The sequence below is a fragment of the Streptomyces sp. NPDC018964 genome (assembly GCF_044390325.1).
Classification (GTDB): Bacteria; Actinomycetota; Actinomycetes; order Streptomycetales; family Streptomycetaceae; genus Streptomyces.
The window spans coordinates 384,862-396,656 of sequence record NZ_JBIRYZ010000003.1; the positions used below are offsets into that span (position 1 = coordinate 384,862).

Consider the following 11,795-nt stretch of genomic DNA (forward strand, 5'->3'; position numbering starts at 1 on the left):
ACCGCCTGCGCGGGTGAGATCACCGTCTGACGACGGACCGTTCGGTGTGCCTCGGGATCAAGGTCTGAGGCACCCCGGGCCGTGTCCTCATCCCGCTCCGAGGGCGAACCGCTCGCTCAGCAGTGCCTCGTGGAGGCGTAGGGTGCGGCCGTCCGGCCTCGATGTGCCCCAGGGCGAGGTCCGCCCACCCGGTCTCGGCGACGTGCCGCTGTACGGCGACGGTGGGGGCGTCGGTGGGCGGGTCGGTGGGCAGCCAGCGGGCGAGGCGCCGCCCCATGCGGGCGCGTCCGATGCGGGCGGACTCCTCCGGCTCGGCGGAGAGCCGGTGGTCCTCCAGGCGGCGGACGGCGTCCGCCACCGCACTCGTGTCACCCGCCGCGAGGGCCCGGCCGACAGCGGTGAACCGGGCTTCGGGTCCGCCGCCGGGGCCCGGGGCCGGTCCGAGGAGCGGGGCAGGGCTCAGGGGTGCGGATGGCCGGTGCGGCGGCGGACCGGCTGTCCCGGCCGGTGACCAGGACGGATCCGGCCGTACGGCAACCGGACGGGTACGACGCTCACGGCGTCGGCCGGTTCAGGTCGATCGGGTTCGCGGCATCCGCACTCTTCATCCCCCTCGTACCGAACATCACCCGTACGGCCTGCGCACAGCGCCCTGCATCGGCACTCCCACCGGCCCCGTGCCGTATCCCCCAGCGCACCGTCCGTCCGTGCGGGCAGCTCCGGTCCCGCCGTGAGTGCTACGGCCGCCATCACCCCGACGCACCTGACCGTGGCGGCGGTGTCGGCCCCGGGACCGGGCGGCCGATCCGCCGGGGCGGGAGCCGGCACCGCCAGGAGGTGACGACCGCCGGCCCCGAACGGGCCGCGAACCGCGCCGTACGGGGACGGCCCCGCCGGTGCGTCGCGCGGCCGGGAGTGCCCTCCGCAACGCCGCCCGGTGGTCACCGGCCGACGCGAAGACCTGACGGATCCCGGGCTCGACACCTATCCGCTGCGTTCAAGGCATTGACACGTGCATTACAGAGGCTTTACGTTCCGGCCACCTGAGAGCGCTCTCAGACTCCCCTCCTGTCATGACTTGAGGTGTCACATGCCATCCCCCCGCACCAGACCGGCAGCCGTTCTGCTGCTGGCCTCAGCCCTCGTCGCCGTCGGCGTGGGCCCGGCCGCCGTGCCGGCGGCCGCCGCCACCGTCCCGGTGGGCTCCGGCAGTTACTCCGACACCCGGCCCGCCGGCACGTCGAGCCCCACCACCAACACGGGAACGCCGGTCACGCCCAAGGTGACCGCCGCCGCCAGGAACCGGCCCGTGCCCACCAACGACTGGTGGTCCTCCCTCGCTTTCCAGCGCTACGGCGACAACCCGTACTCGACCCCCATGTACGGGCACCCCCTCACCTACCAGGCCACGGCCGGCGGGCTCGACGTCGGCTATCCGACGACCCCCTCGATCGTCGGCGACGGCCGCCAGTACGAGTACGCCCACAAGCGCGACCTCACCATCGGGCTGACCGGCCTCAACTCCCCCGACACCAAGGCCGACGACTGGTCCGACTGGACGGTCACCCCCTACTGGTCCGACGGCACCCGCACCCTGCGCACCACCATCGGCCACGGCTCCCCGTTCGTCTACGCCAAGGGCTCCGGCGGCAACGCCCAGATCACCACCGCCGGCGCGCCCGCCGTCTTCGCCGACCAGGGCAACGTCCTCGGCATCACCGTCGCCGGGCACCACTACGCGCTCTTCGCCCCGACCGGCAGCGACTGGAACGTCTCCGGCTCCACCGTCACCGCGGGCCTCGGCTCGAAGGACTACTTCTCCGTCGCCGTGCTGCCGTCCACCGGCGCGCTGGCGACGTTCAAGAAGTACGCCTACAGCTTCGTCACCGGTTCCAAGGTCACCTGGAACTACAGCGGGGGCACCGTCGGCGCCACCTACACGCTCACCACCGAGGCGAAGGAGGGCACCGAGCGCGGCACGCTCCAGGCCCTCTACCGCCACCAGTGGCTGCACACCACGGACCCCCTCACTTCCTACACCTACGTCTCCCCGCGCGGCACCATGAAGGTCCGCGAGTCGGCCTCCTTCACCACGAGCCAGAAGGCGTCGGCGGTGCTGCCCGCGCTGCCGAAGTCGAGCGGTGTGGACGCCGCCCGGCTGCGCGGCTACCTGAACGAGGTCGTGAACGCCTCCGACCCCTTCTCCGGGGCCTCCGACACCTACTGGACCGGCAAGGCCCTCGGCCGCCTCGCCCAGCTGGTCCCGGTGGCCGACCAGATCGGTGAGACCGGCACCCGCGACCGGATGCTCGGCCTGATGAAGGGCAGGCTCCAGGACTGGTTCACGGCGGGAGGCGCGAACGAGTTCAGCTACGACAAGGACTGGAAGACCCTCACCGGTTACCCCGCCTCCTACGGCAGTGACACCGAGCTGAACGACCACCACTTCCACTACGGCTACTACGTCTACGCGGCGGCGATCGTCGCCCAGTACGACCCGGCGTGGGCCGCCGACTCCGCCTGGGGCGGCATGGTCGAGACGCTCGTGCGGGACACCGCCAACCCCAGCCGCACCGACTCCGCCTTCCCCTTCCTGCGCGGCTTCGACGTCTACGCGGGCCACAGCTGGGCCTCCGGCCACCAGGGCTTCGCCGCCGGCAACAACCAGGAGTCCTCCTCGGAGTCCACCAACCTCAGCGCGGCCCTCGTCCTGTGGGGCTCCGCCACCGGCGACACCTCGCTGCGTGACCTCGGCACCTTCCTGCTGACCACCGAGTCGGAGTCGATCGCCCAGTACTGGTTCGACGCCGACGAGCAGGTCTTCCCCTCCTCCTTCGGCCACGACACGGCCGGCATGGTGTGGGGCAGCGGCGCCGCCTACTCCACCTGGTGGACCGCCAACCCGGAGGAGATCCACGGCATCAACGTCCTGCCCGTGACCGGCGGTTCGCTCCACCTCGGCGGCGAGAAGGCCGCGATCCGGCGCAACATCGCCGAGATGGAGCGGGAGAACGGCGGTCCGGCCGTCGAATGGCGCGACATCCTCTGGGAGTTCCAGTCCTTCGCCGACCCGGGCACGGCCAAGGCGAAGTGGGACGCGGGGCATGCCGGCTACACCCCCGAGCAGGGGGAGTCGAAGGCGCACACCTACCACTGGATCAACACCCTCGACACCCTCGGCGCCCCGGACGCCTCCGTGACCGGTGACATCCCCTCCTCCGCCGTCTTCACCAAGGGCACGACCCGCACCTACGCGGCCCACAACTACGGTTCCACGGCCCGCACCGTGACCTTCTCCGACGGCAAGACCCTGTCCGTGCCGGCCCGTTCCACCGCGACCGGCACCGGAACCGGTTCGGGAGAACCCGACCCCGACCCGGAACCGCCGACCGGCAACACCTTCCAGCTGCGCTCCGGCGGCACCCTGACCACGGCGACCGGTGGCACGGCGGGCAGCGACACCCTCGCCTCCGCCGACGGCGCCAACCACGACGGCACCCCGTACCGGCCCCTCGTCTACGAGGTCCGTGGTGTCAACGGCACGCTCGCCCCGGGCGCGCAGACCGCCTTCCGGCTCCAGGTGGACGCGGGCACCGCGGTCGGGCTGGGCCAGCAGGCCCGGATCAGCTACGACCTCACCGGTGACGGCAGCTTCGACCGGACCGAGACGTACCACTACTTCGCGACCGACCCGGTCGCCGGATGGGAGGAGTACTCGCAGGCACGCGGCCTCAAGGCGACCACGGGCACACCGGGTGACCTCAAGGGCGGCACCGTACGCCTCGAGGTGTGGAGCGCCATCGGCAACGGCACCGCGAAGCTCCAGACGGGCACGGACAAGTCCGTGCTGGTGATCCCCTACGGCTGAACCGGCGAAGGCCGTTCCGCCCGCCGCTCGTGCCGGTCGGACCGGCACGAGCGGCGGAGGCGGCGGAATCGCCTCACGCGACGGCGGTCCCCTCCAGCTCGACCATCTGGCCGGGAACCGCCAGCCGTGTCACCCCGAGCATCGTGGTGGTGGGCGCCACCCCGGCGGCGCCCAGCCGCGACGCCAGCACCCCGTAGTGCGGGAACAGCAGATCGACGTCGGTGGTGTAGACGTTGAGCCGGACGAGGTTCGCGAGGGACATGCCGGCCTCACCGAGCACGGCTTCCAGGTTGTCGAGGCTCAGCGCCAACTGCGCGGCCATGTCACCGTCGTGCCGGGGCTCGCCGTCGCCGCTCATCGCGGTCTGTCCGGAGCAGTACAGGGTCCGGGTGTGCCCGGAGACGACCTCCCCCTGGTTGAACCCCATCTCCACCGACCACGTCACGGGGTTGACCGCCGTTCGTTCCACTGCCACATCGGCTCCCTTCGGTTCATGAGAAGCACGTCCACCGGCGCGGTGACCACCGCTGTCGGTGTCGCTGCTCACGAGCCTTCCAACGAATCACGACACCCTCGGTCATGTATTCGGTACGGTTCCCGCATGCGCGCCGATCGGCTGGTCTCGCTGGTGCTGCTGCTGCGTCAGCGCGGCCGGATGACCGCGGACACACTGGCCCGCGAGCTGGAGGTGTCCACCCGTACCGTGCTGCGCGACGTCGAGGCGCTGTCCGCGGCCGGCGTGCCGGTCTACGCCGAACGCGGCCGACACGGCGGGTTCGCGCTGCTGCCCGGCTTCCGGACCGAGCTCACCGGACTGAACCACGACGAGGCCCTCGCCCTGCTGACCACCGGAACGGGGCGCGGCGAGCAGGTGTTCGGCCTCGGCCCGGCGCTCGCCTCGGCCGTACGCAAAGTGGTCGACGCGCTGCCCGAGAACCATCGGACCACCGCGAGCGACGCGGCCCGGCGCATTCTCGTCGAGCCCGACACCGACCTGCTCCCCCGCCGGCCGGTCACCGAAGGGGTGTCCGGCACGACGATGACCGAGATCCGGCGCGCGGTGCTCACCGGACACAGACTGCGCATCCACTACGCGGCCACGGACCAGGCACCGCGGTGGCGCACGGTGGACCCGATCGGCCTGGTCACCGTACGCGACCGGGGCTACCTGCTGGCCACGAGATCTGGCGCGGACCGCACCTACCGGCTGTCGCGGGTGCTGGCCGCCGAGGAACTCCCCGAACCGGCACGGCGACCGAACCAGGTCGACCTGGACCGGGTCTGGCGGGAACGCTGCGCGCGGTTCCTGTCCAGCGACCACATCACCGTGCTGGCACGGGTGACCCCGGAGCGGCGGGAGGACCTACTGAGCACCGTGGTGGCCGTCCGCGCCGCGGAACCGGACGCGGACGGCTGGCTGCGTCTGGAGGTGACGTTCCAGGACCTGCGACACGCCGAGTGGGCGCTGTGGCAGCTCGGCACGGACGCGGAAGCCCTCGCCCCGGAGTCGTTGCGCGCCTCCCTGCGCGACCGCGCCGCCGCGCTGGCCGCCCGCTACGGGGACTCGTCCTGAGGGTCGGCCGGGTCCGCGGCCCGGAACCGGCTCGGCGACGTCGGCCACGCCGCCTTCGAGCCCGCTCCGACCGGCCGCCGGCAGGTCGTTCACCGGCCGGCCGACGGCGTGCCCTCCGGGGCGCGACAAGGCCTGCGGCAGGGAGGCGGAGTGGACGCGTGCTCCACCACGGTCTCGAAGTCCTCGTCCTCGCTGCTGATGCTCTTCCCGGTCAAAGGAGTGACGGCGCACGCGCCGCATGTCAGCCCCGTTGCAGGTCCCCGCGGTCGATCGGGGCCAGGAGCGGCGGCTCCGACTGTCCTTCGTAGCCGAGGTGGAGTTCCTGCCGGGCGCGCGTGGCCATCACGTAGTACGACATGCGCAGTGCGGCGGAGGTGGGGTCCGTGCCCGCGTCCGCGTGGGTGTCGGGGATGACGACGGTGTCGAAGCCCAGCCCCTTGGCGCTGCGGCGGTGCACGATCACGATGCCGGGGCGGCCGAGGTCGAGGTTGCGGTACTGGCCGCCCTTGGACTCGGACGTGTACAGCTGGGGCTTCAGGCGCGGCGCGCGGTTCTGGACGCTGCCGAGCAGGGAGAACTGGGTGTGCTTGGTGGCGGCGATCACCCCGATGCTCTTCCCCGGCTGCGCCTCGGCGAGCAGGACGAGCAGGTCCACGACGCCCCGCTCGTGGAAGCGGTGCAGGCGCGGCACCGGTCCCTGGCGGCCGGGCAGGACCGGCGTGCCGGCACCGGTGTGGAAGTGGGCCGCGAAGGACGCGATCTGCTCGGTGTTGCGGTGGTTGCCGTCGAGTTCGTGCCGGGTGCACCGGCCGAGGTTGCGGACGATCTCGTCGAGGGTGGAGTTGGTGTCGGTGAGCCGCTGGCACTGGTCCGCGAAGACGGTCGTACGGGCCTTGAGCATGCGGCAGAGCAGGTAGAACTCGGGCGGCAGGTCCTGGCCTTCGTCGATGACCAAGGTGGGCCCGACGGCCGGGGCGGTCTCGGCGGCGCGGTTGTGGAGGGCGTCCCAGTCGTACCAGCCGTCGCCGCCGCCGGGCGGTGTGGTGCCGTACCAGTCGGCGAGCCAGCGGTGTGCGGTCATGACGCGGACCGAGCGGTCCGCGGGGCCCAGTGCGTGCGCCGTGCCGGCGAGCGACTGGCGCAGCAGGTTGGAGTAGGTCAGCAGGACCACCGGGGTGCCGGTGAGGGCGAGCATGGCGGCGCGCTGCGCGGCCAGTACGCTCTTGCCGCTGCCCGGGGGCCCGCTGACCAGGTGGTTGCCGTCGAAGGGGAGCCCGTCGACGCCGGACCGCTGGTCGGGGTCGAGGTCGAGGTAGGTGACGGTCACTGTTGCTCCAGGGCGCCCGCCGCGGCGGCGCGGGCCGCGGTGATGATCGACTGCAGGTAGCCGGGGACCCGTTCGCCGCCGACGACGAGGGCCCGGTCCAGGAGGCTGTTGCCGGTCTCGCAGCTGGTCTCGGGGAGCAGGGCGCAGGCGTGGCAGGCGGCCCGGTTGAGGTTGCCGAAGCCCTGTCCGGGGTGTTCGGCGCACAGCGGGTCGGCGGAGCACCAGGCGGCGGACTCGGTCATCCTCAGCAGTGTCTCGGCCAGCCGCGGTGGTTCGCCCTGGCGGACGAGTCCGCCGAGGGTGCCTTCGGCGTCCCCGGCGGCGGTGTAGACGAGGATGCCGTACTGGTCCTGTTCGGGGCGGGCGTAGATCCGTTCGCGCAGGCTCGCCGTGGTGTAGCCGGATTCGAAGGACAGCTGGCGGATAAGGAGGTGGGCCAGGGTGTGCAACAGGACGAAGCGCGGGGAGAGTTCGGGACCGGTCACGTTCCGCAGGCGGTCCTTCTGGAAGGAGCGGTCGAGGTCGGCCCGCATGCCCTCGACGCGTCCGCGTACGTCCGGGTCCTCCTCCCAGTCCTTCAGCGCGCCGTGGTTGAGGGTGAGGAGGATGCCCTCGCCGAAGACCTCGACGGCGGGCAGCCACTTGAGCCGGCGCGAGGTGTCGGCGGGGACGACGGCGGCGTCCGGGGAGACCCGGGTGAAGCCGGACAGGGCGCGGACCTCGCGGAGCCGGTCGGCGAGGACGACGCGGCCGAAGCGGCTCGCGAGACCGGCCCAGGGTTCGGCGGTCTCGCCGGCCAGGCCGAGCATGGTCTCGCGCAGGGCGAAGTCACGGGTGGCGGGTGGGGCGGGTGCCGTGAAGGCTGCCCATTCCTCCCGGCTCAGGTCGGGCCGTGCGGGGCCGTCGGACGCGGCAGCGGTGGCGGTGGTGGCGTCCGGGCTCGTGCCGCCCGTCTCCTCGGCCAGGAGTGCGTCCAGCAGGCCGTCGTCGGCTCCCGTGTCCTCCTGGATCATCTGCCGGAACAGGACGGCACGCGGTGAGGAGGCGTCGCGGCACAGCGACACCCACAGGTGGTGTTCCCGCACCTGGTCCGCGAGCGCGTCGTCGGCGTGGGCGGGGGTGTCGGTCTCGGGGATGTCGAGCGCGGAGTGCACGATCGGGTAGTAGAGGTTGCCGGCGGTCCGCTGCACGATCTGCACCGGGCGCGGGCACTCGACGGCTTCACTTGCGCGCTGCCAGGGGTTGCGTCCCGGGCAGCGCATGCCGTGGGTGCCGAGGATGTCGAGCAGGTCCCGGACGGCTCCGCAGCCCTTCGCGGTGCAGGCGACGGAGAGCGCTTCGAGGCCGGAGGCCCGTTCGGAGACGAGGAAGCGCAGTTTCTCGCGTTCCCCGCACTGCCGCCGCTCGCCCCCGTCGCGCCGTGAGTGTGCCCAGAACCACCAGTCGACGTCGCCGAGGTGCCCGGCCTGGCAGATCTGCACGAACCGCATCGGCGCCAGCGTCCGCGCCGGGGAGCAGGAGGGGCAGCGCGGTGCCTGGCCGCGCTTCTCGTCGGCGATCCGCCACCGCTTCATCCGCCGGCAGGAGCCGCAGAACAGCCAGGAGGGGAAGCGGATGTACGGTGCTCCGGGCGCGTCGGCGACGTCGAAGCGGTCGTTGGCGGTGGCGGGCGCGGCGTAGAAGCCGGAGACGCCGAGGCGGTCCGCGAGGCGGGGCGAGTCGACGGGCTGCCTGCCGCGGGCCGGCCAGTCGCCGATGCCGGTGGCGACGAACGACTCGCCCTGGATGTCGAAGACGGCCCCGACCCCGAAGGGCACCACGGTCTGCGACTGACGTACCCGGAGTGTGCGGCTCACAGGTCGGCTCCCTTCACTGTCACCTGGCATTCCCGGTCGACGTTGCGCATCGAGTTGGGTGTCTCCCACAGGCCGTGGAGCTGCTCGAAGCTCTTGATGAGGTGGGACTGGCCCTTGCCCTGGCTGCGGTAGTACAGCTCGCGTCCGTCCTTGCGGGCCTGGCGCGCGAGGTCCTCCCATTCGGCGAGCAGCCCGTCGAGTTCCTCGCGCACCGCGTCGCCGGTCCCCGGTTCGGCGGTCTCCGCCCGCTGTGCCAGCTCCTCGGCCAGCGCTTCCGCTTCGGGCATCCGGTCGAGGATCAGTCCGGCCTGGTTCTCGGCCGCGAGCCCGAGCCGGTGGCGTACGAGGACGACGAGCACGGCGTGCAGGGCGCGGCGGCGGGAGGGCACGGACCAGGGGGTGACGCTGGTCGGTTCGACGTGCCGGTAGAGCGCGCGGTGGTAGACGTCGAAGGTCTCGTAGTGCGAACGGTCCCTGGGGCGGGTGGCGTTGAAGAAGGTCACCACGAGTCCGGGCACGGCGTGGCGGCCGACGCGGCTGGTGGCCTGGATGTACTCGGCGGTCGTCTTCGGTTGTCCCTGCATCAGCATCAGGGCGAGCCGCTTCACGTCGACGCCCACGGAGAGCATGTTGGTGCAGGGCAGGAAGGACACCGATCCCGTGTCGTCCCAGCTCTTCTCCAGCCGGTCGAGGAGCACGGGCTGCTCGGAGCGCGGCAGGTTGCTGGTGAGTTCCTCGACCTGCTGGTCCGGCAGGGGGCGTACGCCGCTGCCGGAGTCGAGTCCGGCGAGCTGGGCGGGGATGTCGTCGGCGGCGGCGGTGACCGTGCGGCCCAGTTCGCGCAGGCTGTGGTGGTAGGCGACGAGCGTCCAGTAGGCGTCCCGGTGTTCCTCGGGCAGTTCCCAGGCGCCCTGGAGCAGGGCGGCGGCGGTGGCGACGGAGGCACGGCCGGCGGTGTGTCCCTGGGCCATGACACCGACGTAACGGCGGCCCGGCCGGGAGGTGTCGGGTTCGGCGAAGTAGGAGTGGCGGGCGTCGAGTCCGGCGGGCGGGAAGAGCTGGACGTCGCCCCCGTACAGGGCGCGGACCTGCTCGCCGGAGCGGCGGATGGTGGCGGTGGACGCCACGACCTTGGGCCCGGTGCCGTCCGGCCCGGTGCACAGTCCGAGGACGGCGGACTCGTAGAGGCCGACGGTGGTGCCGAGCGGGCCGGTGAGCAGGTGCAGTTCGTCCTGGATGACGAGGGACGGCGGCCGGTGCCCGGTGCCGGCGCCGAAGAGCCGTCCCGCACGCGGTTCCCAGGCGAGGCGGGCGAACTTGTCGACGGTGCCGAGGACGAAGGTGGGCGGACGGTCGTACAGGTGGTCGTCCACGACGGCGACGGGCAGCTCGTCGTGGAAGAGGCACTCGTCCCGGGGGCAGAAGAAGGCGAAGGAGTCGGCGCCTGCCCGCACCCCGTAGTCGCCGATGTCGGGCGACTTGTGGGCGGGCAGGACGCGGGTGCCGCACCACGGGCAGCGGTCCAGGATGAACACGTCGTCCGGGGTGGCGGCCGCCCGCGCGTCCTCGAAGTCGCGGCGCGCCTTGTCGTAGCTGTTCGCGGTGGTGGTCTCACCGACCCACAGCCCGATGGAGAACGGTTCCTCGCCGTAGGTGGCCGGGTCGGCGCGGCGCATGGATTCCAGGGCGCACACGGTCGTCGCGGCGCGCTGGAACTGCTGGGTGGTCAGCAGGCTGAGCGTGTACCGGCTGAGTACGGCGGTGCCCCCGCCGTCGGGTCCGCTCCGGCGCAGCACCATCACGAACGCGGCCAGCAGCAGGTACGCCTCGGTCTTGCCGCCACCGGTCGGGAACCAGATGAGGTCCGTGACGGCGCGGTCCGGGTGCCGGGGGTCGACGGCGCCGTCGACGGCCAGCAGGAAGAACGCGAGCTGGAAGGGGCGCCAGGTGGCGTCCGCGTACGGTCGCGGGTCCGGCGGTACGCCGTCGTCGCGGCGGGGGCGCCGGGTGCCGGCGAGGTCGGCGGCGGAGTGGCGCATCTGCAGCGCCATGGCGTGGTTGGCGGCCCGGAAGGCGTGCAGCAGTTCGGGGCGCCGGGGGTCGCAGAGGGTGCGGACGCCGGACTCGATGCGGGAGACCGCGGTGCCGATCCGTCCGAGGACGCGGTCGGCCGCCTCACGGCCCCATGCGGGTACCTCGGTGTTGAGCTGGCCGACGTACCAGGCCCGGTAGGCGGAGGCGAACTCGAAGAGCTCTTCGCGGAGTTGGTCGGTGGAGACGGCCGGGTCGGCGAGGTGGGTGAGGCTGAGCACGGGGGTGTCGGTGAGTCCGGCGGCTCGTACGCCCGTGACCTCCGCCTCGGGCATGACGGCCGCCCGGAGTCCGGTCACCGTCCGGTCGTCGCCGTCCCACAGTTCCTCGACGGCGCACCCGTGGCCGACGGCGTGGGTGCGCACGTGCCGGTACTGCAGGCGCAGTTCCTGTTCCTCCGGGTCCCTGCTGGCCAGGCGCACGCTCGGGTACGGGAGCACCTGCCCGTCGGCGGGCCGGGCCCGCAGCTCCACCTGGAACAGCATTCCGTCCCAGTGGGCACTTTTTCCGAGCGCGGAGTCGTACCGGGCCGCGTTGACGAGGGCGACGGTGACGAGCTTTCCGTTGCCGAAGTCGCGGCGCGTGACGCGCAGTTCGGCTCGCGCGTCCAGGACGGGGACCTGGTCCCGGTCCGGGCCGAGGAGGTGCGTCTCGGCCGGTATCGCGATCCGCTGCCACGTCCGGCCGCGCTGACCGCTGCGCGACCGGGTGCGGTAACGGGCGGCGGAGCACTCGATCTCGAGGGTCTCGGCGTCGGTGTAGAAGCTGAAGCCGAGGGACGACGGCAGCCAGGAGTTCGACTCCGGCACGGGGTCGCCCGCCGGCGCGGTGTCCTCGGCCCCCCGCTCGGTGCCGGCCCCGTCGAACTCCTCCTTGGCGAGGTCCAACTGCCCCTGCAAGTCCGCTTCCTGCGGGTAGAGGGTGCCCATGAGGTACTGCCGGTCGGGCGGTGCGTCGAGCGTCTCGTCGTCGCCGCCGACCGGACCGACGAGCTGTCGCCGCAGGTAGGAGACGAGTTCCTGTCTGGGGTCCATGGGATTCCTGGTGTTGATGGGGGTGGGGAGGGGACGGGTGGGTGGC

7 protein-coding genes are annotated in these 11,795 nt (G+C 72.4%); 2 read left to right on the forward strand and 5 right to left on the reverse strand.

Features of this window, described 5'->3' with window-relative positions; all coding sequences use genetic code 11:
- Positions 1-19: 19 nt before the first annotated feature.
- Entirely contained in the window at positions 20-358 is a 339-nt protein-coding gene (locus ACH5AO_RS07170; protein WP_398922663.1) for a hypothetical protein, read from the reverse strand.
- 732 nt (positions 359-1,090) lie between these two features.
- On the opposite strand from ACH5AO_RS07170, the gene ACH5AO_RS07175 reads away from it, so the two are divergent.
- Positions 1,091-3,868: a glycosyl hydrolase gene (locus ACH5AO_RS07175; RefSeq protein WP_398922666.1), complete on the forward strand. Its 2,778-nt coding sequence runs from the start codon at positions 1,091-1,093 to the stop codon at positions 3,866-3,868.
- Between the two features lie 73 nt (positions 3,869-3,941).
- On the opposite strand, the gene ACH5AO_RS07180 is transcribed toward ACH5AO_RS07175, so the two are convergent.
- Positions 3,942-4,337 (reverse strand): RidA family protein, encoded by a 396-nt coding sequence (locus tag ACH5AO_RS07180; RefSeq protein WP_398922884.1) that lies wholly within the window; start codon positions 4,335-4,337, stop codon positions 3,942-3,944.
- A 132-nt stretch (positions 4,338-4,469) separates the two neighbouring features.
- Here ACH5AO_RS07180 and ACH5AO_RS07185 point away from each other — a divergent pair, with 132 nt between their 5' ends.
- Positions 4,470-5,441, forward strand: a complete 972-nt coding sequence (locus ACH5AO_RS07185) for a helix-turn-helix transcriptional regulator (RefSeq protein ID WP_398922667.1) — start codon at positions 4,470-4,472, stop codon at positions 5,439-5,441.
- 241 nt (positions 5,442-5,682) lie between these two features.
- Here the strand turns inward: ACH5AO_RS07185 and ACH5AO_RS07190 are convergent, their stop codons facing one another.
- The 3 genes from ACH5AO_RS07190 to ACH5AO_RS07200 are packed head-to-tail and all read right to left on the reverse strand — an operon-like array spanning position 5,683 to position 11,749.
- Positions 5,683-6,768, reverse strand: a complete 1,086-nt coding sequence (locus tag ACH5AO_RS07190) for an AAA family ATPase (protein WP_398922669.1) — start codon at positions 6,766-6,768, stop codon at positions 5,683-5,685.
- Positions 6,765-8,624 (reverse strand): DrmB family protein, encoded by a 1,860-nt coding sequence (gene drmB / locus ACH5AO_RS07195; protein ID WP_398922672.1) that lies wholly within the window; start codon positions 8,622-8,624, stop codon positions 6,765-6,767. Before drmB ends, ACH5AO_RS07190 begins: the two co-directional genes overlap by 4 nt.
- On the reverse strand, positions 8,621-11,749 hold the full coding sequence (locus tag ACH5AO_RS07200) for a helicase-related protein (RefSeq protein ID WP_398922674.1): 3,129 nt from the start codon (positions 11,747-11,749) through the stop codon (positions 8,621-8,623). The genes drmB and ACH5AO_RS07200 overlap by 4 nt, the downstream gene beginning before the upstream one ends.
- Between the last annotated feature and the right edge of the window lie 46 nt (positions 11,750-11,795).